Annotated in this window: 28 protein-coding genes; 2 read left to right on the forward strand and 26 right to left on the reverse strand. The window is 36.5% G+C overall.

The window, feature by feature from the left end:
• Positions 1-34: 34 nt before the first annotated feature.
• The 21 genes from BAQ44_RS13550 to BAQ44_RS13650 all read right to left on the reverse strand — a co-directional run bounded on the left by BAQ44_RS13550 (position 35) and on the right by BAQ44_RS13650 (position 19,695).
• Positions 35-571, reverse strand: coding sequence for a ReoY family proteolytic degradation factor (locus tag BAQ44_RS13550; protein WP_001095929.1), 537 nt, complete (start codon positions 569-571; stop codon positions 35-37).
• Between the two features lie 73 nt (positions 572-644).
• Positions 645-1,907, reverse strand: coding sequence for a tetratricopeptide repeat protein (locus BAQ44_RS13555; RefSeq protein WP_071721970.1), 1,263 nt, complete (start codon positions 1,905-1,907; stop codon positions 645-647).
• 334 nt (positions 1,908-2,241) lie between these two features.
• A complete protein-coding gene (locus BAQ44_RS13560; RefSeq protein WP_071721971.1) occupies positions 2,242-3,372 on the reverse strand; it encodes an RNA-guided endonuclease InsQ/TnpB family protein in 1,131 nt (376 codons plus the stop codon).
• Positions 3,373-3,905: 533 nt separating this feature from the next.
• On the reverse strand, positions 3,906-5,018 hold the full coding sequence (hisC, locus tag BAQ44_RS13565; protein WP_063261759.1) for a histidinol-phosphate transaminase: 1,113 nt from the start codon (positions 5,016-5,018) through the stop codon (positions 3,906-3,908).
• A 120-nt stretch (positions 5,019-5,138) separates the two neighbouring features.
• On the reverse strand, positions 5,139-6,224 hold the full coding sequence (gene aroB / locus BAQ44_RS13570; RefSeq protein WP_071721973.1) for a 3-dehydroquinate synthase: 1,086 nt from the start codon (positions 6,222-6,224) through the stop codon (positions 5,139-5,141).
• Positions 6,224-7,396 (reverse strand): chorismate synthase, encoded by a 1,173-nt coding sequence (aroC, locus tag BAQ44_RS13575; RefSeq protein WP_071721975.1) that lies wholly within the window; start codon positions 7,394-7,396, stop codon positions 6,224-6,226. The genes aroB and aroC overlap by 1 nt, the downstream gene beginning before the upstream one ends.
• A gap of 273 nt (positions 7,397-7,669) precedes the next feature.
• On the reverse strand, positions 7,670-8,116 hold the full coding sequence (gene ndk / locus BAQ44_RS13580; RefSeq protein ID WP_000415885.1) for a nucleoside-diphosphate kinase: 447 nt from the start codon (positions 8,114-8,116) through the stop codon (positions 7,670-7,672).
• Positions 8,117-8,240: 124 nt separating this feature from the next.
• Positions 8,241-9,203, reverse strand: coding sequence for a heptaprenyl diphosphate synthase component II (gene hepT / locus BAQ44_RS13585; protein WP_061677804.1), 963 nt, complete (start codon positions 9,201-9,203; stop codon positions 8,241-8,243).
• Positions 9,204-9,234: 31 nt separating this feature from the next.
• Positions 9,235-9,948: a 2-heptaprenyl-1,4-naphthoquinone methyltransferase gene (gene menG / locus BAQ44_RS13590; protein ID WP_061677805.1), complete on the reverse strand. Its 714-nt coding sequence runs from the start codon at positions 9,946-9,948 to the stop codon at positions 9,235-9,237.
• A gap of 29 nt (positions 9,949-9,977) precedes the next feature.
• Entirely contained in the window at positions 9,978-10,727 is a 750-nt protein-coding gene (locus BAQ44_RS13595; protein WP_061677806.1) for a heptaprenyl diphosphate synthase component 1, read from the reverse strand.
• A gap of 212 nt (positions 10,728-10,939) precedes the next feature.
• A complete protein-coding gene (folE, locus tag BAQ44_RS13600; RefSeq protein WP_001151477.1) occupies positions 10,940-11,509 on the reverse strand; it encodes a GTP cyclohydrolase I FolE in 570 nt (189 codons plus the stop codon).
• A 120-nt stretch (positions 11,510-11,629) separates the two neighbouring features.
• Complete coding sequence (locus BAQ44_RS13605; RefSeq protein WP_001043860.1) at positions 11,630-11,902, reverse strand: non-specific DNA-binding protein Hbs; 273 nt, start codon at positions 11,900-11,902, stop codon at positions 11,630-11,632.
• Positions 11,903-12,201: 299 nt separating this feature from the next.
• Positions 12,202-13,680, reverse strand: a complete 1,479-nt coding sequence (gene spoIVA / locus BAQ44_RS13610; protein WP_000416522.1) for a stage IV sporulation protein A — start codon at positions 13,678-13,680, stop codon at positions 12,202-12,204.
• Between the two features lie 242 nt (positions 13,681-13,922).
• The gene (locus BAQ44_RS13615) at positions 13,923-14,636 is read right to left on the reverse strand and encodes a YphF family lipoprotein (RefSeq protein WP_071721977.1); all 714 of its coding nucleotides are present in this window, start codon (positions 14,634-14,636) and stop codon (positions 13,923-13,925) included.
• 64 nt (positions 14,637-14,700) lie between these two features.
• Positions 14,701-14,904, reverse strand: coding sequence for a DUF2768 domain-containing protein (locus BAQ44_RS13620; protein WP_061677808.1), 204 nt, complete (start codon positions 14,902-14,904; stop codon positions 14,701-14,703).
• 268 nt (positions 14,905-15,172) lie between these two features.
• Positions 15,173-15,424 carry a stage VI sporulation protein F gene (locus tag BAQ44_RS13625; protein ID WP_000369753.1) on the reverse strand — a complete coding sequence of 84 codons (252 nt, stop codon included), beginning with the start codon at positions 15,422-15,424 and terminating at the stop codon, positions 15,173-15,175.
• 115 nt (positions 15,425-15,539) lie between these two features.
• Positions 15,540-16,562 carry an NAD(P)H-dependent glycerol-3-phosphate dehydrogenase gene (locus tag BAQ44_RS13630; protein ID WP_000161774.1) on the reverse strand — a complete coding sequence of 341 codons (1,023 nt, stop codon included), beginning with the start codon at positions 16,560-16,562 and terminating at the stop codon, positions 15,540-15,542.
• 18 nt (positions 16,563-16,580) lie between these two features.
• On the reverse strand, positions 16,581-17,891 hold the full coding sequence (der, locus tag BAQ44_RS13635; protein ID WP_001125888.1) for a ribosome biogenesis GTPase Der: 1,311 nt from the start codon (positions 17,889-17,891) through the stop codon (positions 16,581-16,583).
• Between the two features lie 124 nt (positions 17,892-18,015).
• Positions 18,016-18,201, reverse strand: coding sequence for a capping complex subunit for YIEGIA (locus tag BAQ44_RS13640; RefSeq protein ID WP_061677809.1), 186 nt, complete (start codon positions 18,199-18,201; stop codon positions 18,016-18,018).
• Positions 18,198-19,091: a YIEGIA family protein gene (locus BAQ44_RS13645; RefSeq protein WP_061677810.1), complete on the reverse strand. Its 894-nt coding sequence runs from the start codon at positions 19,089-19,091 to the stop codon at positions 18,198-18,200. The genes BAQ44_RS13640 and BAQ44_RS13645 overlap by 4 nt, the downstream gene beginning before the upstream one ends.
• Positions 19,084-19,695: a YphA family membrane protein gene (locus BAQ44_RS13650; RefSeq protein ID WP_063261762.1), complete on the reverse strand. Its 612-nt coding sequence runs from the start codon at positions 19,693-19,695 to the stop codon at positions 19,084-19,086. The genes BAQ44_RS13645 and BAQ44_RS13650 overlap by 8 nt, the downstream gene beginning before the upstream one ends.
• A gap of 116 nt (positions 19,696-19,811) precedes the next feature.
• On the opposite strand from BAQ44_RS13650, the gene BAQ44_RS30350 reads away from it, so the two are divergent.
• Entirely contained in the window at positions 19,812-19,946 is a 135-nt protein-coding gene (locus BAQ44_RS30350) for a YpzI family protein (protein WP_000513900.1), read from the forward strand.
• 318 nt (positions 19,947-20,264) lie between these two features.
• Here the strand turns inward: BAQ44_RS30350 and BAQ44_RS13660 are convergent, their stop codons facing one another.
• From BAQ44_RS13660 to BAQ44_RS30830, 4 genes are all read right to left on the reverse strand, one after another.
• Positions 20,265-21,314: a type 2 isopentenyl-diphosphate Delta-isomerase gene (locus BAQ44_RS13660; RefSeq protein ID WP_071721979.1), complete on the reverse strand. Its 1,050-nt coding sequence runs from the start codon at positions 21,312-21,314 to the stop codon at positions 20,265-20,267.
• 12 nt (positions 21,315-21,326) lie between these two features.
• Positions 21,327-22,475 (reverse strand): 30S ribosomal protein S1, encoded by a 1,149-nt coding sequence (gene rpsA, locus BAQ44_RS13665; protein ID WP_000229568.1) that lies wholly within the window; start codon positions 22,473-22,475, stop codon positions 21,327-21,329.
• A 334-nt stretch (positions 22,476-22,809) separates the two neighbouring features.
• On the reverse strand, positions 22,810-23,487 hold the full coding sequence (gene cmk / locus BAQ44_RS13670) for a (d)CMP kinase (RefSeq protein ID WP_071721981.1): 678 nt from the start codon (positions 23,485-23,487) through the stop codon (positions 22,810-22,812).
• A gap of 128 nt (positions 23,488-23,615) precedes the next feature.
• Positions 23,616-23,789, reverse strand: coding sequence for a YpfB family protein (locus tag BAQ44_RS30830; RefSeq protein WP_081110211.1), 174 nt, complete (start codon positions 23,787-23,789; stop codon positions 23,616-23,618).
• Between the two features lie 180 nt (positions 23,790-23,969).
• Here BAQ44_RS30830 and ansA point away from each other — a divergent pair, with 180 nt between their 5' ends.
• Positions 23,970-24,944 (forward strand): asparaginase, encoded by a 975-nt coding sequence (gene ansA, locus BAQ44_RS13675; protein ID WP_071721983.1) that lies wholly within the window; start codon positions 23,970-23,972, stop codon positions 24,942-24,944.
• Positions 24,945-24,981: 37 nt separating this feature from the next.
• Here ansA and BAQ44_RS13680 read toward each other — a convergent pair whose 3' ends face one another.
• Positions 24,982-25,962 carry a YpdA family putative bacillithiol disulfide reductase gene (locus tag BAQ44_RS13680; protein ID WP_071721985.1) on the reverse strand — a complete coding sequence of 327 codons (981 nt, stop codon included), beginning with the start codon at positions 25,960-25,962 and terminating at the stop codon, positions 24,982-24,984.
• Between the last annotated feature and the right edge of the window lie 19 nt (positions 25,963-25,981).

The following is a 25,981-nucleotide window of genomic DNA, read 5'->3' on the forward strand; positions in this document are numbered from 1 at the left end:
GAAATTTTTAAAATTTTATGAATCCAAATGAATTCTATAGCATCTTTAACTCAGCTGTTAACCTATGAAACGCTTCCTGATCTTGCTTATCTAGCGCTTCATCAATTTGTTTCAAAAGACGTTCTCTTCTAAAAGAAAATACACTTTCTTCTAAAAATCTTTCTGCAAGTAAACGATCTTTTTCATTTACTTCAATATGCTTTGGTAAATACGGGTTTTCTTCTAATACAGCTACATAATTGGCATTTTGAAATGATGATTTAAAATTGAGTTGAATATAAATATCCTCATCTCGATTTAAACGAATATCATGAAACGATTTTTCAGCATCCGTTGTCATGACATTTTGTTTAAAAAAGTGAAACGGTGTATCTTTTACACAATTCGCGGACATCACTAAGCCACGCGGACAATATTTTGCATGCTCTACGAAGTGGACTTTATGCATCAATTGGTCGTGACTCATTAAATAATTCAAAATCCATACACATTCACGCTGTTTCAGTTGGTAATTATTCAAAAACCATTTTACAAAATCCTTCTTCTCGTTTACAGAAACAGGGGTATTCATAGCAATTAAGTCCCTCCTCTGTCTTTCTCTTTTCTTTTTAGATTCAAGAAGCGGCATTCAGTTTCCTTCCAACTTATGAAAAATCCTCTAAATTATATAACAATTCTTCAATATGAATTTGTGTCGGGTCTAGTTGTATTAACTGAGTAAATACTTCTTTCGCCTCTTTTCGCATACCTTCTTCCAATAAGAAATAACCGTACTCTTCCAAGAAGTCTGGATGATTCTTAAAAGAAGTATATGCACTTTCATAGTGTTTTAATGCATCCGAATACATTTCTAATTGTTTTTTTGCAAACGCAAGATCCCAAAGTAGTTGTGTATCTGGTTCTCCGCTATCAATCGCACGCTCTACAACTGCAATTAACTCTTCATACTTTTCTTGTTCTTTTAAGATATAAGCATATTTTAATATTGCACCTAAATGTCCTGGATCTAACTCAAGCGCTTTTTGAAGCACTTCCTCTGCTTCCGCTATTTTTCCTAATTTCGCCGCAATGTTCGCTAATTCTACATAAAATGGTACAGAAAGCTCATCTACTTTAATTCCTTCTTGAAGTGTTTCATAGCTTTCTTGAAGCATTCCTTCTTTTTCATAGCTTTTCGCTAAATACATGTAAAGCGATGCATACTCCGGATCTAATTCTTTTAATTCTTGCCAAGCACCAATAGCTCTTTGGTATTCTTCACCTTGATATAATGTGAAGGCATATCCAAATAATGAGTGAATATCTTTTTGTTCCTCTAAACCTGCTTCGTAGTAAGAGATCGCTTCTTCCCAATTTCCAATCGCACTTAACGTTTCTGCGAGGCGAAGCGCAATGACAACACCACCCATTACTTTATGTTCCGCTAATAGCACCTCATAATAAGTGATTGCCTTTTGTTCTTCCCCTTTACTACTATATAACTCTGCTAATCCAAACGTAATAACAGGCTCGTCAGGCATCATTTCTTTCGCCTTTAATAGTTTTTGTTCTGCTACATCATCGAAACCTTGCATTTGGAATAAATCCGCAACAAGTAATAACGATTGAACATATAAATCATCATTTTCTGGAATATCACGAAGCACTTCAATTGCTTCATCCTCTTTGTCTAGATCAATATATAATTCTGCTAAAAATACAGTGAATTCACTTTCTTCCGGGTACAATAAACGCAAATCTTCTGTAATTGCTAACGCTTCATCCATAAATCCAAGTGTATGATAATAGCGAGCGATATCATACTTCTCTTCATCATTCGCAATTTTTAATTGTTCTTTTAATAATTGTAATCCTTTTTCCGCTTCACCATTTTCAATATATGAAACAGCTTGTTCAAAATTTTGCATAAACGTCTCCTTTAATTCTAACAAATATTATTTTCTGTTCATTTATCATAAGCAACTAGTTGTAAGAACGCAACCTTTAGAATGAGCATACTTCTTCTTGTACTTTCACTGATAACGATTCGAATATGACACCGATACCGCATTACTACTTTCTATTGTACCGTTTTCTTTCATTACCGTGCAAATAACTTCCGATACGATAAACTTAACTAAATCTATACAATTCAATCAAATTTACACGAGTTAGTGCTTCATCGTGTTCTCGCAACCCCGAAGGGACGAGGGGTATAACACTCCACACGAGGCAGTATCGTTACCTCCTATTATCAAGCATTTATTTTACCCATCTTGATAAATTTATCGAAGCATTCAAATCTCTATCGTGATGGCTATTGCACCCAACACAGTTCCATTCACGAACCTTTAAACTCCACTGTCCTTCTGGTTGAACTGAATGGTCGTATTTAACTCCGCAACATGAACAAATCTTGCTTGAGGCGAACCATTTATCAGCTTTTACATACGCAATGCCATACTTCTCGCACTTGTATGATAAACATTGAAAGAAGAAGTTTAGTTTTTGAAATGAAAATGCTTTCGATAGTTTTTTGTTTTTTAACAGGTTTGAGATAGGTAAGTCTTCCACAACAATCCTCATTGGTTTGGTTTTCACCAATTTAGCTGTTGCTTGATGGATATGGTTATTTCGGATATTTATAATTTTCCTAGATAACCGCAGGTGCTCCGTTTTCGCTTTTTCATATCCGGCAGACTGAATTTTTACACCTTTTTTAAATCTTCTAGACATATCTCTTTGTGCTGACTTTTTCCTTCTCAAAAGTTTTTTAACCTTGGCATCTTTGTTTATATTTCGTTCTTTCATACCATTAGAAGCTACAAAAAGCTCTTTTAAACCAACATCCACACCAATCGACTCATTGGTTAGTTCTTGGGATGCAAAGTCTTCTTGGAACCCTACACTAATCCACCAGTGACGACCGTCAAATGTAACTCTTGGATTAGATGGTTTTTTATTTCTTGGTAGTTGTTGGCTTGTTTTCACTTCTCCGATAGACTGAATATGAACTACCTTCTTTCCTATAGCCAGTCTTTCATAATTGGCATAAAATCCTTGGATTACATCTTTTTTGGATTTATAAGAAGTGTGATAACCATTTTTGTACTTTTTGAACGAATGTTTTCTCGCCGTATCAAAATCTTTTGAAGCCTGTTTAGGAACTTGTGCATTGATGTCTTTTAACCACTCATATTTCTTTCGCTTCTTGATCTTTGTAAATCGTTTCTGTAAAGCTAACTGTGAAACAGATTTTCCAAATAGCTTATAGTATCTATCACTCATTCTTTTACAATAGTTATAAGCGAATCTTGCAGCACCAGCATGGTTTCTAAGCACTTTTTCTTGTTCAGGCGTTGGAATCAGTCTAACTTTCTTCGCCAATATCATCAGAAGCCTACTCCTTTACTGTGCGATTATTCGAGCACTCACCTTTCAGATAATGAAAGATTGGTTCTTCTGAATAATAGCGTGTTCCACCAGCATTCTCCTAAGACGACTAGGATACAAACCTGTTAATTCCGATACTTGACTAACTCGTGAAAATTTCATTATTATTCTCACCACATTGAATCCAATATAGCGCATACGTTCGATATATTCAATGAAGTTTGATAGATTCAATAAAATTTATCTCGTTTAACTAAGGGCGCAATTCCTTAGCCAGTTCTCTTATGAACTTCTCATGTTTTCACATGAGCGCAGACTATATGTTTATCTACTTAGAGATAGAGGATTTTTCCACCACCATAGCCTTGTGATGTACTCTCGTCAGTTATACGAGATAGCCGCCTCGAACCATCTTATCCATTTTGACTTAGATGATTCGAGGCGGAAGACCCATTATTCTAATGTTTAGGATTTAACCGTGCACGGAACTATTTAAATAAAAAGACTCCTATAATAGGAGCCTTCACACACTCTTAAGAGTATGTTTCTTCTTTCTTTACTTGCTCTTTTACAAGCTCTGTCAATAATTCTATAATTTCATCATTTTCTTCTTTCAAACCGACAGTAATACGAATACCATCATGTATACCAAATGCAGCACCAGAACGAACAATGTAGCCTTTCTTCATTAATCGTTCGAAAGCCTCATTACCAGGAATACCGAGCTTTAAGAAAATGAAATTTGTTTGAGATGGATAATAGAATACATTATATTCCTTACAAAATGCGTAATATTGATTTAATCCTTCTTCGTTCTTTTTCACACATTCTTGTAAAAATGCTTGATCTTCTAATGCAGCGAGTGCTACAGCCTGCGCTACAGTCGATGTATTAAATGGTAACCTTGCTACTTCTAGCTGCCCGATTAACTTCGCATTACCAACCGCATACCCGATACGGAATGCAGCTAAACCATATGCTTTTGAGAACGTACGTAAAACCATCAGATTTTCATACTTTTCAAGAAGTGGTAATGTTTGCGGATAGTCTTCTGCTCCCGCATATTCATAGTATGCCTCGTCCATAATAACGAGCGCTGACTTAGGAACTGATTCTAGAAATGAAAGTAAGTTTTGTTTCTCTACATATGTACCTGTCGGATTATTCGGGTTACAAATCCATACAATCTTCGTTTTATCATCTACTTGCTGTAACATCGCATCTAAATCATGAACGCCATCTTTTAGTGGTACTTCACGAACTTCTGCTCCTTCAATAACAGCATGGTGATGGTATTGCGAGAATGTTGGATTCGCCATTACAACATTTGTTCCTTCGTGTAGTAATGCACGACTAATCATTTGAATGACTTCATCTAATCCACTACCAAATAACAGTTGTTCTGCTTTGACACCTAACTGCGCTGCTACTTTTGTCCGAAGTTCAAATGCATATCCATCTGGATAAAGAGCATATTGACTCGCTAAAGAAGTTAATGCTTCTGTTACGCGTGCTGAGCAACCGAATGGATTTTCGTTCGATGCTAATTTCACAATTTTTGATAATCCATATTCCCTTTTTACTTCTTCAATGTTTTTCCCAGGTACATATGCTCTCAAAGTTAACAATTGCTCTTTCACTCTCATTTTTCTTCCCCCAGTCATTTTATTCAATTCGATTACAATACGGTTGTAATCCCACACTGTAATCGTTTATCTTAACCGCCACTATTACGAGAATACCTCAAAACAAGCACTTCACACTTCTTAAGCCATATCCTTTTGAAATGCCTCTAACGCAATATGAACAGTCTCATCTGGAATAGATACGACATTCACTACCCCATATTCCTGCATTAGCACCATATGAATTGCTCCAGCATTCGCTTTCTTATCCTGCTTCATCAATTGAACAAGGCGCTCTACATTCAAATCACTTGGCATTTTTGGATATCCGTACTTCAAGAACCACTGCTTCATCTCTTCATAAGAAAGATCAACCTTGTACACTTGCTCACTTAAAAACAAGGCAAATAACATACCAACCGCTACTCCGTCACCGTGAGTAATATTTCCATATCCTAGTTCTTTTTCAAGAGCATGGCCTAACGTATGTCCAAAATTCAAATGAGCACGTACACCTTTTTCTGTTTCATCTTGCGCTACAATATTTGCCTTTACAGGAATCGCCTTCGTTAATATATGGATTAACTTCTCATCACGAAGGTCCGCTAATGTTTGCACTTCTTCTTTTAACCAATGATACAGCTTTACATCACCAATAAGAGCATGTTTTATCACTTCTGCATAACCTGAACGCCACTCTTTTTCAGGAAGTGACTGTAAAAACGGCGTATGATATACAACTGCTTCCGGTTGATGGAATGCACCGATCATATTTTTACCTAACGGATGATTGATCGCTACTTTCCCACCTACTGCACTATCGTGAGCTAATAAAGTCGTTGGAACTTGAATAAAGCGAATTCCACGCATAAACGACGCAGCAACAAAGCCAGCTAAATCTCCAATCATCCCGCCTCCAAGTGCAATAATTAAAGAATTTCTATCTAATTTATTTTCAAGAGCTGACGTATGAGCCGCATAGAAGTTTTCAAAAGACTTCTCTTTCTCGCCACTCGGTACAACGAATGAAAATACATTTTGCTCTATTTGCAATGCATCTACAACTGTCTGTAAATGGAAAGATGCAACAGCTTCATCTGAAATGATCATAATATTTGATACAGATGGCTGCATATTTTGAACGATTGTTTTCAAATGTGACAACGATTTTTTTCCTACGTGTACATCATATTCTTTTGATTTCGTTTGAATATGTATGTTTTCCATTAAAATCCCCTCGCATATTCATTATGTTTCTCAATATTTTCACGAATAAGGTCAATACGATCTAATCCGAATTGTTCTATTAAAGCTGTCGCTAATTCCCAAGCTACAACCGCTTCTGCAACAACACTAGCTGCTGGAACAGCGCAACTGTCAGAACGTTCAATACTCGCTGTAAAAGGCTCTTTCGTATCAATATCTACACTTTGAAGAGGTTTATATAGTGTAGGTATCGGTTTCATCACACCGCGCACAACAATTGGCATTCCAGTCGTCATACCACCTTCTAATCCACCTGCATTATTTGTTCTTCGTGTATATCCATGCTCTTCATTCCACAGAATTTCATCATGAACTTCACTTCCCGGTCTATGTGCTGCTTCAAAACCAATTCCAATCTCGACACCTTTGAAGGCATTAATGCTCATAATTGCGGCTGCTAATTTTGCATCCAGTTTTCGGTCATAATGCACATAGCTACCAACCCCAATTGGCATTCCTTCCACAATCACTTCAACGATTCCACCGATTGAATCACCATTTGCTTTCGCATCATCAATTGCTTTCATCATTTTGTTACCTGCACCTTCATCTAAGCAACGTACAGGTGATGCTTCTGTAATACTTTTTAATTCTTCAATTGACCGATACGTAATTTCCTTAGCCTGTACACCGCCAATTTCAATTACATGACCAGCCACTGTAATACCAAGTTCTGCTAACACTTTTTTAGCAACCGCACCAGCAGCAACACGTACTGTCGTTTCGCGTGCTGAAGAACGTTCTAGTACATTTCTCATGTCTCTATGTCCATATTTAATCGCACCATTTAAATCAGCATGTCCAGGTCTTGGCTTTGTTACTTTTCTTTTCATTTCTTTTTCTTCTTGTTCCGTTAAAGGCTCTGCGCCCATAATTTTTGTCCAATGTGCAAAATCACGATTTTCAACAACCAGTGCAATTGGAGAACCTAATGTCTCTCCATGTCTAACACCACTTACAATTTGCACTTGATCTGTTTCAATTTGCATGCGTCTACCACGCCCATAACCCTTTTGCCTTCTAGCTAGTTCTTCATTTATATCATCTGCTACTAAAGGTAGACCTGCTGGTACACCTTCTATAATCGTTGTAAGTTGTGGACCATGAGATTCACCAGCTGTAATATATCGCATACGTTATTCCTCTTTTCGTATATGTATTTATCTCGCTATATTAAGCAATAATTTTATCCTTCATTACTCTAAAAATATGAAAGAAATTATATAATACATCAGCCATTCGCTTCTTCCCCGATAGGCCTTTTACTTTACATATCAATATATCATAACACCTCTAACTTCGTAACTAATTGAAATAAAAAAAGTGCAAGAAGAATACCCCTATTCTCCTTGCACTTTCTACTATTATCACAGTAATTAAAGCGTTTACAAATTATTTCAAAATAATTAGTAAATCCATTCATTCATTAATTTTGAGTAGTCAACTAATTCTTCTTCTTTAAAGAAAATAGCAATCTCGCGCTCTGCACTTTCTAACGAATCAGAACCATGGATAATGTTTTTCGCAACAGTTACACCGAAATCTCCACGAATTGTTCCAGGAGCTGCTTCATGTGGTCTTGTTTTACCCATCATGTTACGAGCTGTATCTACTACACCTTCACCTTGCCACACCATTGCGAACACAGGGCCAGATGTAATAAAGTCTACTAATTCACCAAAGAAAGGTTTTTCTGTGTGCTCAGCATAGTGTTGTCCAGCAATTTCCGGAGTTACTTGCATTAATTTTGCACCAACTAATTGAAAGCCTTTTTTCTCAAAACGAGCTACGATTTCCCCAATGAAGGCACGTTGTACACCGTCTGGTTTTACCATTAGAAATGTTTTTTCCATAAAAAATCTCTCCACTTCTGAATTATGTATGTAATTGTATATCCCCACACACATATTAACACCCTTATCACAATTGTGCAATAGTTTTGAAATAGAGAGATTATTTTATTTTTTAGAAAAAACACTAAAATTTTCGTTTTCCAATATACTTTGCTACATTTTGTAATGCATACTTCGCTTGCCCACGCGGGAGTGGTTTTATAATTTCTAATGCTTTATGTAAATAACGTTCACTAAATGCAAATGCTTTATCAATAGCCGTACTATTCTTTACGGCCTCAATAATTTCTTTCATTTCATCCGCTGTTGTATTTTCATGTACAGATGTGATTTTTTTGCGAAGTATCGGATCTTCCATTGCGTATAGAGCAGGTAGCGTAATATTTCCTTGTAACAAATCACCACCAGCAGGTTTGCCCAGTTTCTCTTCTGTGGACACGAAATCTAAAATGTCATCAATAATTTGATACGACATGCCTACAAAATACCCATACCAAAATAGTCGATTTACCGTATCACGATTAGCGCCAGCAGCAATTGCTCCTAGTTGGCAACTCGCAGCAATTAATAATGCTGTTTTTCGCTTTATTCTTCTTAAATACGTTCTTAAATTTTGGTCATAATTGTATTTATCTTTAATTTGTTCTATTTCACCTTTACACACTTCTAAAATGGTATGCGATAGCGCCTGATGGGCCTCTGGAATTTCGATATTTGTTATACATTCAAGAGACTTAGCGAATAAATAGTCCCCTGTATACATTGCAATACGATCTCCCCATTTTGCATTCACAGTCGCACTACCCCGTCGTAAAAAAGCAGCATCAATAACATCATCATGAACAAGAGAAGCCATATGAATAAGTTCTAATGCAACAGCTACATGCTTAATTGCATCTAACTTATAATCTCCGAACTTTCCCGCAAGCAACACAAATACAGGACGAATTCGTTTCCCGCCAGCTTCAATAAGTTGTAATGCCGCCTCTTCTACTAATGGCTGTTCAGAAGCAACTGTCTTTTTTAATTCTTTTTCTATTACATTAATATCCGATCGTAAAAAAGAGTACATAAGTTGTAACTTCATATTGTTCACCTTAACCTAAAACTTCTTTTTTCTATTTTGATTCTGGTTTTATACCTAAATGCATCGCTGCTACCCCAAAAGTAAACGGCTTCACTTGTACACGTTCAAGTCCAGCTTTTTCAAACATATTAGCCAACTCTTTCATACCTGGGAATGTACTAGCAGATTCTTGCAGCCATGAATATTCTTTATAACTTTTCGCAAATAACTTTCCAAATAACGGCATGATATATTTAAAGTATAAAATATATCCTTGTCGAAAACCAATCATTGTTGGTTGAGATGTTTCTAAACAAATTACTTTTCCACCTGGTTTTACTACACGCGTCATTTCTTTTAATACGTGCAAATAATCTGGTACGTTACGCAAACCAAATCCAATCGTTACATAATCAAATGTGTTATCTTCAAACGGAAGTTCCATTGCATTCCCGTGTAGAAGTTCTACTTGTTTTAATTGTAACGCCTCTACCTTTTGTTTACCGACAGATAACATATTTTCACTGAAGTCTAAACCAACAACCTTGCCCTGTTCACCTACTGCTCCAGCTAGCGCAATTGTCCAGTCCGCTGTCCCGCAGCAAACATCAAGAGCCTTGTTACCTGGTTTTACATCCATAATGCGCATCGTCTCTTTACGCCACGCTTTATGTCTTTGAAAACTAATTACAGAATTCATCACATCGTATTTATCAGAGATTTTCTCAAATACATCATGTACTCTTTCTTCTTTTGATTGTTGCATGCTCGTACCTTCTTCCAATGTAAAATTGCTTATGTCTTCGATTTATCTCTTAACACAGAGTTTATTTCGCTTATATCTGTGTGTTTTTCCAAAAATTGATTTTCTTTCTTTCTGAGTTCCATCATCCATCCATTAATAACTGTTTCTATCTCTGCTTGATCCTTCATAATTCCTTGAACAGCTTGAAAAACAGGTGAATGTTGTTTTTCAGCATGCAGTTCACATTCTTTTTGAAGACGGTTTTTCCCTAGTACATACGTTATAAATGGCTTCCAATGCGATAAATGAAAATGATCACATGTTTTTTGCAAGAGTGCAGACTCAATCGTAACTACACTTTCCATTATGTCATCCATCGTTTCATGCGCTTTTTGATATAACATTATTTTGTGTTCATTAATTTCTTTAATTCCTTCAGCAAGCGCACGAATTAAAACAATATCACGATTCATAGACAATAAATAATAATATAACCCGCTATAGTAATCACCAGCAAGCACTGTTAGCTGACGACGTTTATGCGATTCATTTGCTTCTTCCCCTGCTTTATTTGATACTCTTTCATGTGTATCAAGCGCAATTTGCACAAGCATAATCGTTACTACATAATGCTCAATTTGTTCTATATGTAAATTTGCACTTTTTAAAGCTCCATATAACAATGCTATTTTTTCTTCATCAATAAATGGTTCTTCAATATAATTTATAAAATAAGGATGGCGTAATTTCTCCATCAATTTCTCTCTTATACCCGCATACCCTCCGTAGATGTCACACACAAAAATCACCCTTGTTTTCTAATTCATAAAACTTATTATAACACATACATACTATTTTCTATAACCAAAACTTGGCTACTCTTTCCAAACTTCCACCGAACGAAATAACATCTTCCATTCTTTTTAGTAGTCTTTCTATTCTCACTCTGCCTTACTAAAACTATATCATTTATTTATAAAAAAAAAAAAGAAAAGCAGTTTCCTACTTTTCTTTACTTCGATTTAATAAAAGATAAAATTTCACTACGTGCTGCAGCATCATTTTCTAACACACCACGTACTGCTGTTGTTACTGTTTTCGCGCCTGGTTTTTTCACACCGCGCATTGTCATGCACATATGTTCCGCTTCTACTACTACCATTACACCATGCGGCTCTAGTACTTCCATAATAGAATTCGCTACTGTTGATGTAATGCGTTCTTGCAGTTGTGGACGACGTGCAATTGTATCTACAGTGCGAGCTAATTTACTTAACCCTGTCACTTTTCCGCCTTGCGGAATATATGCAACGTGAGCAACTCCATAGAATGGAACTAAATGATGCTCACACATCGAATAAAACGGTATATCTTTTACTAGTACAAGTTCCTCGTGATCTTCTCCGAACACTTTATGCAAATGTTCTTTCGGATCTTCATGCATACCCGCGAACACTTCTGCGTACATTTTTGCAACACGCTTTGGTGTATCAAGCACTCCCTCACGATTTGGGTCATCTCCGATTGCCTCTAAAATAAGGCGTACTGCATGTTCAATTTGTTCTAAATTAACTTTTGCCATCCGCTAGCCCTCCCGAAAACCTAAAAGTGATACGAACACATTCTAGCATATTTATGTTTTTAAAAGCAAAAAGAAGAGTTCCCAAAAAGGAAACTCTTCTTCCCTGTTAATATGTAAGGATTATTTAACCGCATCTTTTAACGCTTTACCAGGTTTGAATGCAGGTACTTTACTTGCAGCGATTTCAATCTCCTCACCTGTTTGTGGGTTACGACCTTTACGAGCCGCACGCTCACGAACTTCGAAGTTACCGAATCCGATCAGTTGTACTTTATCACCTTGTTTTAAAGCTTCTAAGATAGAATCAAAAACAGCGTCTACTGCTTTTGTTGCGTCCTTTTTAGAAAGGGAACTTGCTTCTGCAACAGCATTGATTAAATCTGTCTTGTTCATGCCATTCACCTCCTCCCAAAGATAAGACTGTATAATGATCATAAAATGAGTCTTACTTTCATTTGTAGGCAATTTTTGCAAATTCTATACTACAAAGATGTAGATAAATCATTATCAACGCCTATATTATACGATTCTCCTTTATAATTCAATATTTTTAAGGAAATTGTTACTCTTAAAATGTGAAAATCTGATGAAACTTGACAATTTACAACAATATATTAGATAATGACTGTTTATTTTTCTATTTCTATACGTGAAAATCAAAAAAATCCCTCTACGATGAGAGGGATTTTTTCTTATAATATAATCGCAATTAATCCGCCAGATCCTTCATTAATAATTCTTTCTAGCGTTTCTTTTAATTTATATCTCGCATTTTCTGGCATTAAAGATAGTTTCGCTTGAATGCCTTCTCGAACAATAGAGCTAAGCGAACGTCCGAATATATCAGAATTCCAAATTGATAATGGGTCATCTTCAAAATCCTGCATTAAATAACGAACTAATTCTTCACTTTGCTTTTCAGTACCAATGATTGGCTCAAACGTTGACTCCACATCTACTTTAATCATATGAATAGATGGCGCTACAGCTTTTAATTTCACACCAAACCTTGAACCGTGACGAATAATTTCTGGCTCATCTAAGCTCATGTCAGCTAACGCAGGCGCCGCTACACCATATCCTGTTTGCTTTACCATACGCAGGGCATCCGCTACTTGATCGTATTCTACTTTCGCATGAGATAAATCGAGCATAAGCTTCAATAAATGATCTTTCCCTCTAATTTCCACCCCTACTACTTCTTTTAAAATTTGATCATATAATTCATCTGGTGCATATAAATCAATCTCTGCTACACCTTGCCCCATATCAATGCCAGCTAGGCTCGCTCGATCAATAAATTCATACTGACTAAACTGCCAAACGACGCGGTCCACATCACGAAGACGTTTTATATCCTTTACAGTCTCTTGAACAGCTTCTTGATAGCTTTGGCGTAACCAATGCCCTTCATTTAACACCATCACCCAGCTCGGAAGGTTAACATTCACTTCTAAAACCGGGAACTCAAATAACGCTTCTCGAAGCACATTGTACACATCTGTTTCCCTTAAACTCTCTACACTCATCGCAATGACTGGGATATCATATTCTTCAGATAAACTTTGGCGCAATTGCTCTGTATCTGGATGATACGGCTGTACAGTGTTGATGATCATAATGAAAGGTTTTCCGACTTCTTTTAACTCATTTACTACGCGTTCTTCTGCCTCTATATAATCTCTTCTTGGAATTTCACCAATCGTTCCATCTGTTGTAATTACAACACCAATTGTGGAATGCTCTTGAATTACTTTACGTGTGCCGATTTCTGCAGCTTCATGGAATGGAATAGGCTCTTCATACCAAGGAGTATTAATCATGCGCGGGCCATTCTCATCTTCATAGCCTTTTGCTCCTGGAACCGTATATCCAACGCAATCTACTAATCGAATATTCACTTCAAGACCTTCATCTACTTCGATAGAAACCGCTTGGTTTGGAACAAACTTCGGTTCCGTCGTCATAATTGTACGACCAGCAGCACTTTGAGGCAGTTCATCTTGCGCCCTTTGACGGTCAGACTCATTCTCAATATTAGGAATAACTACAAGTTCCATAAATTTTTTAATGAATGTTGATTTCCCTGTTCGAACAGCTCCTACAACTCCAAAATAAATATCACCGCCTGTGCGTTCCGCAATATCTTTAAAAATATCTACCTTTTCCAAGTGATTCCCTCCCTCAATATTTTTGGGAATAATTCCACGTTTATAGTCAACTAATACCTTCTCTAACGTTGCCTATAATATCTGATATAATATAATGGTATTCTAGAAGTTCGGACAATATATCATATAATTTTGTCCAATTTCATATGACTATTAAAAAATACCTTTTGTTTGCATCGCAAGTTGTGTAACATAAAAAACCTTTCTTCTAGAACTTATTCACTAAAAGAAAGGTTCATGACTTATGATTTTAAAAAAATTGGTTCTCCATTCTTTACCGTATACGGTAAAGAATACGCAGGTACAAATGGAGAATCGTTCGAAAGTATATTCCGAATATCTTCCCCCTCCTTAAATTGACCTTCATTTTTTTTCAACGCTTCATATAAATCGATTCGATAATCAACATAAATTTCTCCCTTTTCATTGATTACAAAAGGAAGCCCTTTACCAGAATACGGACTTGTCACTTGCGGCACATCTTTATATCCTAGTTTTTTGAAATCTAATTCATACACACCATCTGAAATTACCTTTTTAAAAGGTGGATATTGATGTTCATCCCGATACATCCTAAGTTTTAATGATAATTCCTGGATTTGTTCAGCCATCCTAACATCAATTAATTTTACTGTCGGGTTTGTTTCAACGTCTATTAATACGTATTGGTACACTCCTCCACTTTCATACGCATTTCCCGGCGCTTCTTGTATGTAACGCGGAGCAATCTTTTGAAAATCGATTGGATACTTTTGATAAATAGGCGTACTCATATCCCGCGTCTTAATTGGTAATATCCCATCATTTTGCTCCTTAAATGTCGCTACAGCTTTTTGAACAACCTGTAGTTGATCTTCATAAGGAACAGCATTTTGTTTCATATTTTCTTTCGAATACAGACACCCCGTTAAAAGGCTCATACAACAAAATATTAAAATAATATGGAATTTTTTCACTAGCAATCACCTTTTCATACTAATATAACTTGCTCCGTATGTAGCATTTTCGAGACCATTCCCTTTACTGCTGTACTGGTCCACTAAATACAACAAGAAAAATAACAATTCCTGAAACAATCATAAGGGTGTACGCTACTAACGCTGTAATCCCTTTCAAAATTTTATTCTTTATTTTGTATCTACTTAGTAAAATAAAACTTACTGCAAAAAACATAAATCCAATTGCTCCTAAAGCAAACCACATTTTTAAAAGCCCTTCTGACATATACACACCCCTTTTTATTAATCTATTTTTATACTATTTTAACAAATTAAAATCTTTAAACAAATACAAAAAGAATATTTTACTACAAATTACGAATATATAACTTTAATCAACAGACTTTTCTGCATCTTCCACTAATCTAGATAAAAATAAAACCGAAGCGAGTGTATCTCTCGCTTCGGTTGACCAAATATGCCCAAAACAGCTCTATTCCCATACTTTCATGGCTATCATATGCAATCTACAAACTCTTTGTTTCTCATATATTTTATTTTTTAAACATTTTGCTTAACGAACCAAAATCTGCGGGCATATTATTGTTAATGATCGCTTTTACAATTTGATCCTCTTGTTCTTTCGGCACTTCACGTCCTGCCATAAGAGCCACTTGATGAATCAATTGACGTAGCACAGTCTCATCACGTAAATTCGCGTTTTGTACAGATGATGCTAATTTAAAAATATCTTCTTTATTCACTTTCGCTTCTTTTTCAATGTTATTAAAAATGTTATTATCCATTCTTTTCACCCTCTCCTCAAGTTACTCTTCATCCTATGCAAAATTAAAAAAATGGTGAAAAGACCCATAAAAATAAAAAGCGACAGAAGTACAAATGTACTTCTGTCGCTTTTCTTTAAAGTAAGTCTGGTATAGCTTCCACTTCATGTTTTCGAACACGCCCCATCAATGAGCCTACTGCATCTTTCACATTATTCCCATTGAATAGCACATCATATAAAGCAGCTGTAATCGGCATTTCAACTTCCATTTTCTCAGCTAATTCGTGAGCAGCTTTCGTTGTTCTCACACCTTCTACAACCATACCCATACTTTCTAACACTTCTTCTAAAGAGTGCCCTTTTCCAAGCATATTTCCAGCGCGCCAATTTCGGCTATGAACGCTTGTACAAGTTACGATTAAGTCTCCCATTCCAGTTAGACCAGCAAACGTTAACGGATTTCCGCCCATCTTTCTGCCTAAACGAGCAATCTCTGTTAAACCACGTGTCATTAATGCTGCTTTCGCATTATCACCTAATCCAAGACCATCAGTTATTCCAGCAGCTAATGCGATAATATTTTTTAACGCACCACCAAGCTCAACTCCAACGATATCTGGATTTGTGTATACACGGAAGTAGCTATTCATAAACAAGTCTTGTACTTCCTCAGCCGCTTCCATACGCTTTGCTGCAGACGTAACCGTCGTCTCTTGACGTAAACCGACTTCTTCAGCATGACTCGGTCCAGACAGCACAACAACGTCTTTAATCAAGTTCTCTGGAATTTCTTCCTCAATCACTTCCGAAATACGTTTTGACGTACCAGGTTCAATTCCTTTACTTGCATGAACCCAAGTAATCGGACCCGCTACATATTTCTTCATATCTTGCAATACTTCTCTGTACGCTTTCGTTGGCACTACAAGAAGTACTACATTTACATCTACTAATGCTTCTTCTAAAGAAGAGTAGGCTACGATTGTGCTTGGCAATGTAATTCCTGGAAGGTATCGACTATTCTCATGTTTCGTATTAATCTCATCCATAAGTTCAGATCGATTTCCCCAAATTCGTACATCATGTCCATTGTCAGCCAATACCATCGCTAACGCTGTTCCCCAGCTACCTGCTCCTACTACTGTGATTTTTGTCATAAAATCACATCCTCTCCATTAGTCTCTTGCTCTAGCGATAATGTGAATCGGCGTTCCTACAAAACCGAACGCTTCACGTAAACGATTCTTTAAGAAGCGCTCATATGAGAAGTGCATTAACTCTGTATCGTTTACAAATATAACAAATGTTGGTGGTTTTACCGCAACCTGTGTCGCATAGAAGATTTTCAGACGGCTACCATTATGAGTTGGCGTTGGATTCATCGCTACCGCATCCATAATTACATCATTTAATACGTTCGTTTGAATACGAATGCTATGGCTTTCATTTACTTCATTAATAACTGGTAATAATGTTTGTGTACGTTTTTTCGTTTTTGCAGATAAGAACACAATCGGTGCGTACTCTAAAAATTGGAAATGAGCACGGATGTTTTCTTCAAATGCTTTCATTGTTTTTTCATCTTTTTTCACTGCATCCCATTTGTTTACGACGATAATAACAGCACGTCCTGAATCATGAGCATATCCAGCAATTTTTTTATCCTGTTCAATAATTCCTTCTTCTCCGTCTAAAACGACTAAAACAACGTCAGAACGTTCAATCGCTCTAAGTGCACGAAGTACACTATACTTTTCTGTGCTTTCGTATACTTTCCCTTTTTTACGCATACCAGCTGTATCGATGATTACATAATCTTGACCATCTTTACTATATGGCGTATCAACAGCATCACGTGTCGTTCCCGCTATATTACTTACAATTACACGTTCTTGACCAAGAAGTGCATTTACAAGTGATGATTTCCCTACATTTGGACGTCCAATTAAAGAGAAACGGATTGTTTCATCGTCATACGCTTCTTCTTCAATCTTCGGAAAATGATTTGCAGCTTCATCTAACAAATCACCAAGTCCTAAACCGTGTGTACCTGAAATCGGGAATGGCTCGCCAAATCCTAATGCATAAAAATCATAAATATCACTACGCATTTCGGGATTATCAACCTTATTTACCGCAAGTACAATTGGTTTTTTAGAACGATATAAAATTTTAGCAACTTCTTCATCTGCTGCAGTTACACCATCGCGACCATTCGTCATAAAAATGATAACATCTGCTTCATCAATTGCTACTTCCGCTTGTTGACGAATTTGTGTCAAGAACGGCTCGTCTCCAATATCAATTCCACCTGTGTCAATAATGTTAAACTCATGATTTAACCATTCTCCCGCACTATAAATACGGTCTCGCGTTATACCTGGTATATCTTCTACGATTGAAACTCTTTCTCCAACAATTCTATTGAAAATAGTAGATTTTCCTACGTTCGGGCGGCCTACTATTGCTATTACTGGTTTCGGCATATACTTTCATCCTTTCAACTTGCTTCTGTTTATTATGTAAAAAACCCTTCTTTGTGCAAGAAGGGATTTGCATTCCAGAATATTTCTCAACGTATCAAAACACCTCACATTATACCACACGTTGCTAATGTTTCACAATAATATATACATTCTCTTGTAAGCGATGCGCAATACCATCTAAAATTGCCTCTAAATTATTTGCAACAAATTCTAATTCCTCTGTCGATTCACAAGTAAACAAAGGGGCACCACCAGCAAATTTCTCCGGCGCTGTTGTAATAACTGCGAGAATTACACTTTCTAACATCATCCCTTATCTCCCCTTCCTTTCGGGGCTTCCGATGACATATGAACAGCACTTTCTAACGTCGGCACATTCCCTATGACACCTATCGCTTTCTCTGCATCTTGATCTTGTGGCAAGACAAAAATCCCAACCCTACCATCTTCTAAATCACGCTTTGCTAATGGCACAAGCGCCGGCGTGCCAGAATCTCTATAAATCCCTAAAGCGACAGAAACATCATGTAAAATAGCTTGTCGTTGTCCTAAGTTTGAGATTGTCACCATCGCATCAATTGATTTCGGCCTTAAAATAAAGCCCATTCCATATTTCATAATTTCCTCTTGCCTTGCTGGCAATCCAATATTCATAATGTAAATATTATCAATATACAGCCCCGCTCCTTCAAAACGAAGTGGAACATGCTCGATATCGACAAGATCATGTAACCTTTTGCCCGACATTAATTTTTTCGCGATAATAAATGCGATGATAGCCATAATTACTCCAGCGATCCATGAACGGAACCCTATATATGCAAACGTCGTTGCAAACGACGTTAACATCGCCAAATAGTTCCGACTTTCAAAAACTAATGCAATCCCTTCAATATATGTATTTCCACGCGGTACGAGCTCATATCCATCTAATTGTTGAAGTGTATTTCTTTCCATATTACGCACATCACGAAACTGTGTTGCTGCCAATGTAAGAAACGTAATAGCAGAAAAATCTTTTTTCAAAATTGACGGAATCGCAATTGCTCCTAAAGCCGCTGCAATTAACCCCATCGCAACGTGAATAATTTTCCCGTGGAGTCTCGTCGGATATTGACGCGTATCTGTCCGGAGCATTAGCACTCTCGTTACTGTCCCCGCTATTACTCCGCATAAAATGGCCGGTGTATATTCAGTCATGTATTACCCTCGCCTTTCTTTTACGTGTTTTCCCTTTGAACTGTTCCATATATACTGATGCTTTTGCAATCCAAAACAAAATTGCCATAAACAATGTAGAAACGGCGACGATATCAAAAAACGCTAAGCTACCGTAATCGTAAGGGAAGTGTAGTTTCCGAAAAATAAGTGTCACAAACAATTCTCCCTGTAACATTCCTACATAAAGAGAACATAATCGTAATATGCGATCTTCGTGTAATAAAACCGATGCATACACAAGAGCACTACTTAACAAAAACAATCTGTCCACCACAATCCAAATTGGATCATATACTTCTAACAAATGAAAACTTGTATATAACATTGCAATAATAAGTGCCGAAAGTAAGGTATATAATTTTTTCCAAATAGAATAGAGCGTGATTCCTATAAAAGCAACAATACAAAGCAAAAGTGCATTTACTGATACCGTGAATGAAGCAATCGTTACATGCAACGGAGAGCAAATAATAAAAATCAATATACAGGCGCTTAGCTTCCACCGAATAGAATCCTTTTTCATAAAAAAAGTTACGACAATCCACCCTATCCAAGCAATAAAATAAAAAGTACTCCCTTCCATCATTTCACCTCCTATGTTTTCCATTATGGGAACTTTTTATGAAAGTTAATCCACTTTCTTCGCGCATAGTTTTTTCATATAACAGCAACACTTTTAATAAGGAGGTGCTATTCATTATGGGTAAAGATCGTCAAGAACGAAAACTAAGAGAATCACGCCGCGTTGAATCTGATCGTGACCAATCACTACAATATCCAGGTGCAACTGGACTAGATACACCAGAGCAAGCTCGAAAACAAAATCAGCACTAATGAATACAAAAAGACGGTTTCGATATTGTACGAAACCGTCTTTTACATTTTACTTATATCGAAATAATATTTCATATATAAATCTTTCTAGGTTTATTTTTACCTCCACCTATTTCCTTTGACAAAATCAAACCATTCCCAATCATTCAGCCTTACAATATCTACATTTTCCAGCCTCTATTTCAGTCGCAATTTTCACAAACTAATGTTTATATACATAATAATATTTTTTTTATTTTTATAGAATATTATTTTTTTCCTCACTTTACATTACTAAACAGAACAGAAAACAAAAAAATCAACCAAACGGTTGATTTTTTATCTTCTACTATAATGCGCCGTATCAATACCACGCTGCGTTAACCAATGATATGTTTCGCCCTTTACAACAAGAGGTACAGCCTGTAACTCTTCTATCGTCTTCGCACCAAGAGCTGTCATAATAAATTTCAAATCTGTATGTAAAAGATCAATTTCATCCACTAACTTCTCAATACCATCTTGCATTAAAATACGTAAAAAGTAACCAGCAAACGCAGTTGTATTCGCCCCTAATGCGATTGCTTTCGCTACGTCAAGCGCTGTTTGTATACCCCCAGATGCAATAAAAGAGAGGTTATTATTTGTAGAGGTTGCTTCAATAATCGAGGTTGCTGTTTGTATGCCCCAGTTATTAAAATAAGAAAGCATTCGCTGTCTTCTTTCATTTTCAACAGCAGCAAAATTCGTACCACCTTGTCCGCCAATATCAATTGCCGTTACACCTACGCTCGCTAACTGCTGCACGGTTTCCTTACTCATCCCAAATCCAACTTCTTTTACAATGACAGGAACTTTACTATTTAAAACAATTTTCTCAATGCGCTGAAGTACACCAGTAAAGTCACGGTCTCCTTCTGGCATCGTTAACTCTTGTATGACATTTAAATGAATTTGCAATGCATTCGCTTCAATCATATCAACGGCCCGCTCTGCCTGTTCGATAGTTGCCTCACTACCTAAATTAGCAAAGAAAATACCGTTTGGATTTACTTTTCTAATAATCTTATAAGAAGCAGCCTCACTTTCATCTTTTAACGCCGCCATTTGCGAACCTACAGCCATAGCAAGATTATGATGTTTCGCTACATATGCTAATTGCTCATTAATACGTAACGTTTTCTCTCCTCCACCACCAGTCATCGCATTGATAAAAATCGGCGAACTTAGTGAAAGTTCGCCGATTTTTGTTTCACATGTTATTGTGTCATAACTTGAATTTGGCAAACCTTGATGCACAAAATCAATATCATGAAAGCCATGCGTACGAGACTGACCAGTAGAAAGAGCGTATTCAATATGATCTAATTTACGTTTTGCCCTTACCACTTGTACCCCTCTTTATTTCTTTAATTTTTTCAGTTGTTCACCAATAATATCACTTAATTGGAAAGTAGCAGAATCAGCATTTGGTTCATACTGACTGTAATCTTCAATTACATTATTTTCCTCAAGCGCTTCTTTTATACTTAAAGAAATACGTTTCTCTGCTACATGGACTTCAAGCACTTTCACTTTCACTTCTTGTCCCATTTCCAATACTTCACTTGGATTTTTCACGTGACGATTTGCAATTTGAGATACGTGCACAAGACCTTCAACGCCAGGTAAAACTTCAACGAATGCACCGAATGTAACAAGACGTTTTACTACTCCCTCACGAATATCTCCAGCTTTTAGTTCGCCAGCCACATTTTCCCAAGGTCCTGGTTGAGCTGCTTTAATTGATAAAGAAATACGTTGTGTATCAGCATCAACAGATAACACCTTCACCTTTACCTTTTGCCCTTGCTCTAATACTTCAGAAGGTTGCTCTACACGTTCGTGTGAAATTTGTGAAATATGAACTAAACCGTCCACACCACCAACATTTACGAAAGCACCAAAATCAGTTAATCGTTGTACTGTTCCTTCAACAACGTCGCCTTCTTTTAATGAAGAGATTGCTTCTTTTTTCTTAGAATCTAGCTCTAATTCTACTACTGCTTTATGCGAAAGGATTACACGATTTTTTTCGCGGTCTAATTCAACAATTTTCACGGCTAATGTTTTGCCTTTATAGTCAGTAAAATCTTCTACATAATGTACTTCTACAAGTGAAGCTGGGATAAAACCACGAACACCAAGGTCCACAACTAATCCACCATTCACGATATCTTTTACAGTCACATCAAATACATGACCAGAAGTAAATTTCTCTTGTAATTCTACCCACGCTTTTTCTGCATCAACAGCACGTTTAGATAAGACAAGGTCATCCTCTTCTAATTTAATAACCTTTAATTCTAGTGTTTGATCTAATTCTACTACATCGCTTGCTTTTTCAATATGAACGTTAGCTAATTCACTAATTGGAATTACGCCATCTGTTTTGTATCCAACATTTACAAGCACTTGTTTCTCTTCAACCTTCGTTACAGAACCTGTAACAACGTCACCAACTTGTAATTCTTTTGAATCCATAACTTCTTCATTCATTTTCTCTACCATGGAAATACCTCCCTACAGAATTGACAAAGCATTTTTTATGTATATACGAAATGAAAACGAATGTTTTCATTTGCATGTTTAAGAATTTATCATCACATACTCAGTTTTCATACATTTTACTAGAAAATATATTAAACCTATATAAATAGTATACAGCAAAATCATCTTGAAGAAAGTATGTTTTGAAATATAATAGCGAATATATTCTGAAAGTTTTATCCCTCTTTTACTAACTTCTTACAAATCCGATCATTTGTCAAGGAAAGAGGTTCACAATTCACGTATCCTTTACATTTCTATACAAACAAAAAAAGAAAGAGGCTATCCCCTTTCTTTATTTCGCAAACACTCCTGAAACAATACTCATAATTTTTTGGACAACTTCTTCAATTGATAAAGAAGTTGTATCTAATTCCAATGCATCATCAGCTTTTTTTAGAGGAGAAACTTCGCGTTCTGAATCTAATTTATCACGCTGAGCAATTTCTTCTTTTAACTGCTCTAAATTAGAATCGAAACCTTTATTCATATTTTCTAAATGTCTTCTTTCTGCTCTTTCTTCAACAGAAGCAAGCATAAAGATCTTCACTTCAGCATCTGGTAACACATGTGTACCAATATCACGGCCATCCATTACAACGCCGCCTTTTTCCGCTAACTCTTGTTGACGACGTACCATTTCTTCACGAACAAGGCGATGTTTCGCTACAATAGATACTCGATTCGTCACATCAGGTGTACGAATTACTTCAGAAACATCTTGTCCATTTAAAAATACAAGTTGTGTATTTTCTCCTTGTTGAAACTCAATATGCACATTTTTTACAACTTCCATTAACTGCTCTTCATTTTCAATGTCCACTTTTTGCTCAAGGGCTGCATATGTAATCGCACGATACATTGCGCCTGTATCAATATAAACGTAAGAAAGTTTCTTCGCTACTACTTTCGCAACTGTACTTTTTCCAGCAGCTGCTGGACCATCTATAGCAATTGAAATTCGTTTATCCATTGTAACACCTCATTTTTTCACTTATAAAACAAAACGAAAAGCAGGCATTCTCCTGCTTCTTCTCATTTGCTTCACGTCATTAAATCCTCAATTATTGTAGCATAATCCTTCATAGAAGAAAATGAAAACTACCTATTCACCTGTAAGGTTTCTACTTTGTCTTTTACCATGACACCTTCATAATAAACAATTTTAGATAAATATTTCACTGATGACTTATGTATAAATAACAATTGCACAACCGAAAGACAAATGAATTGTATTACTAATATACGAATAATAATTTGCTCCACCTTTTTCAACGTAATTGCTCCCTCCTATCCTATATTTACACTTTCCGTTTCGTGGTTTTACACATCGTACATATAGCAGCTAACTTTATTGTCATTTTCGAGGCATACTTTTATACATTTCCATTGTCGAATTTACTCAAAACATGTTATGTTCTAAATGTATTTTTTTACTTGAAAGGGGTATAAGCATTGAAAAGAATCCTAGTTTTACACACAGGTGGAACAATTGCAATGGAGGAAGATAAAGAAACTGGGGTCGTACAACCAGGTGAAAAAAATCCTCTTTTAAAATTTATTCCTGATTTAGAAGGCGATGTTGATTTAATCGTTGAAGACGTGTTCCATCTACCATCTCCTCATATGACACCGAGCGAAATGTTACAATTACAAGTCATCATCGATGAAAGAGTAAAACAAGACAACATTCATGGCGTAGTCATTACGCATGGTACGGATACATTAGAAGAAACAGCCTATTTCTTAGATTTAACAGTACAGGCCACTATTCCAATCGTTGTAACAGGCGCAATGCGTTCTAGTAATGAATTAGGTGCTGATGGTCTATATAACTTCTTATCGGCTGTAAAAGTCGCTAGCTGTAGTGAAGCAGCTGAAAAAGGTGTTCTAGTCGTATTAAACGACGAAATTCATTGCGCTACAAATGTAACGAAAACACATACAAGTAACGTGGCAACATTCCAGAGTCCACAGTATGGACCAATTGGTATGGTAACAAAGCGCGGCGTTGTATTCCATCACGCTTTAGTACATCACGAAACATATTCAGTAAATAAAGTTTCTAAAAACGTAGTTGTTCTAAAAGCATACGCTGGTATGGACGATACATTGTTAGCAGCAATCGAAAACCTTCCAGTAGACGGGATTGTTATTGAAGCACTTGGACAAGGTAATTTACCTCCAAGAACACTTCCTAGTCTAGAACGATTAATAAACAAAGGAATTCCTGTCGTATTAGTTTCTCGTTGTTTCAACGGCATCGTTCAAGATGTATATTCATATGAAGGTGGCGGCAAACAATTAAAAGATATGGGTATTGTATTCACATACGGTTTAAATGCTCAAAAAGCACGTATTAAATTATTAGTTGCATTAGAGAATACAACTTCTCATGAATCAATCCAAAATATGTTTATGCACGATTAAAAAAGAAGCTGTCGAAATTTATTTCGACAGCTTCTTCTTACATTTCTCTCGTTGCAATGGTTTGCGCAATCGCATCCCCATGAAATCGACCGTTCTCAATAAATATTTCATTTGCATTATTTCCAGCAGCAATTACACCTGCAATGAAAATATTTTCAGTGTTCGTTTCCATTGTATCCTCTGTATAAATTGGGCGTCCTGTTTCCTCATCAATCCGAACACCCATCCTCGTTAAGAAACTATGATCAGGATGGTAACCAGTCATCGCAAATACAAAATCATTTTGGATTGTATATGCCTCATCATCAACTGTAAACGTTAATGTATGTTCAGTAACTTCTTTCACGTGAGCCCCGAAATGCATTTGAATTGTGCCGCTTCGCACTAATGCCTCAAACTCCGGCAAAATCCACGGCTTAATGCTCGGAGAGTACTCACTTCCGCGATATAAAACTGTTACACGCGCACCGGCTTTAACAAGTTCTAACGCCGCATCTACACTCGAGTTTTTCCCACCTATAACTACTACATCTCGATCAAAATAAGGATGTCCCTCTTTAAAATAGTGAGCTACTTTCTTCAATTCCTCACCTGGAACATTCATATAATTTGGATTGTCATAATATCCAGTTGCTACAACAATATATTTCGCTATATATATTTCTTTACTTCCGTCACGCTTTGTCGTTTCAACTTGAAAAACGTCTCCATCCTTTTGAACTTTCTCCACTCGCTCAAAAGCATTTACACGTACAGATTTACGCTTTACTACTTCACGATAATACGCAAGCGCTTGATTTCGAACAGGCTTACGATTTTCTGTAATAAAAGCTACATCACCAATTTCTAATTTTTCACTAGAAGAGAAAAATGTTTGATGTGTTGGATAATTATAAATCGCATTTACAATGTTTCCTTTTTCAATTACTAACGGGTTTATCCCTACCTTTTGCAACGAAATTGCTGCTGCTAATCCGCACGGACCGCCTCCAATTATGATAGCTGTTTCTTTCTGCATACTCAGCTCACTCCTAGTC

Origin of the sequence: Bacillus mobilis (assembly GCF_001884045.1) — a bacterium.
In the GTDB taxonomy this organism is placed as follows: Bacteria; Bacillota; Bacilli; order Bacillales; family Bacillaceae_G; genus Bacillus_A; species Bacillus_A mobilis.

Bases quoted from the DNA above. Each gene is read 5' to 3' on its own strand.
- BAQ44_RS13550 (WP_001095929.1), bottom strand. From the start codon at position 571: ATGAATACCCCTGTTTCTGTAAACGAGAAGAAGGATTTTGTAAAATGG.
- BAQ44_RS13555 (WP_071721970.1), bottom strand. From the start codon at position 1,907: ATGCAAAATTTTGAACAAGCTGTTTCATATATTGAAAATGGTGAAGCG.
- BAQ44_RS13560 (WP_071721971.1), bottom strand. From the start codon at position 3,372: ATGATATTGGCGAAGAAAGTTAGACTGATTCCAACGCCTGAACAAGAA.
- hisC (WP_063261759.1), bottom strand. From the start codon at position 5,018: ATGAGAGTGAAAGAGCAATTGTTAACTTTGAGAGCATATGTACCTGGG.
- aroB (WP_071721973.1), bottom strand. From the start codon at position 6,224: ATGGAAAACATACATATTCAAACGAAATCAAAAGAATATGATGTACAC.
- aroC (WP_071721975.1), bottom strand. From the start codon at position 7,396: ATGCGATATATTACAGCTGGTGAATCTCATGGTCCACAACTTACAACG.
- ndk (WP_000415885.1), bottom strand. From the start codon at position 8,116: ATGGAAAAAACATTTCTAATGGTAAAACCAGACGGTGTACAACGTGCC.
- hepT (WP_061677804.1), bottom strand. From the start codon at position 9,203: ATGAAGTTACAACTTATGTACTCTTTTTTACGATCGGATATTAATGTA.
- menG (WP_061677805.1), bottom strand. From the start codon at position 9,948: ATGCAACAATCAAAAGAAGAAAGAGTACATGATGTATTTGAGAAAATC.
- folE (WP_001151477.1), bottom strand. From the start codon at position 11,509: ATGGCAAAAGTTAATTTAGAACAAATTGAACATGCAGTACGCCTTATT.
- BAQ44_RS13605 (WP_001043860.1), bottom strand. From the start codon at position 11,902: ATGAACAAGACAGATTTAATCAATGCTGTTGCAGAAGCAAGTTCCCTT.
- BAQ44_RS13620 (WP_061677808.1), bottom strand. From the start codon at position 14,904: ATGTCAGAAGGGCTTTTAAAAATGTGGTTTGCTTTAGGAGCAATTGGA.
- BAQ44_RS13625 (WP_000369753.1), bottom strand. From the start codon at position 15,424: ATGGATAATAACATTTTTAATAACATTGAAAAAGAAGCGAAAGTGAAT.
- BAQ44_RS13630 (WP_000161774.1), bottom strand. From the start codon at position 16,562: ATGACAAAAATCACAGTAGTAGGAGCAGGTAGCTGGGGAACAGCGTTA.
- der (WP_001125888.1), bottom strand. From the start codon at position 17,891: ATGCCGAAACCAGTAATAGCAATAGTAGGCCGCCCGAACGTAGGAAAA.
- BAQ44_RS13640 (WP_061677809.1), bottom strand. From the start codon at position 18,201: ATGATGTTAGAAAGTGTAATTCTCGCAGTTATTACAACAGCGCCGGAG.
- BAQ44_RS13645 (WP_061677810.1), bottom strand. From the start codon at position 19,091: ATGACTGAATATACACCGGCCATTTTATGCGGAGTAATAGCGGGGACA.
- BAQ44_RS13650 (WP_063261762.1), bottom strand. From the start codon at position 19,695: ATGGAAGGGAGTACTTTTTATTTTATTGCTTGGATAGGGTGGATTGTC.
- BAQ44_RS30350 (WP_000513900.1), top strand. From the start codon at position 19,812: ATGGGTAAAGATCGTCAAGAACGAAAACTAAGAGAATCACGCCGCGTT.
- rpsA (WP_000229568.1), bottom strand. From the start codon at position 22,475: ATGGTAGAGAAAATGAATGAAGAAGTTATGGATTCAAAAGAATTACAA.
- cmk (WP_071721981.1), bottom strand. From the start codon at position 23,487: ATGGATAAACGAATTTCAATTGCTATAGATGGTCCAGCAGCTGCTGGA.
- BAQ44_RS13680 (WP_071721985.1), bottom strand. From the start codon at position 25,962: ATGCAGAAAGAAACAGCTATCATAATTGGAGGCGGTCCGTGCGGATTA.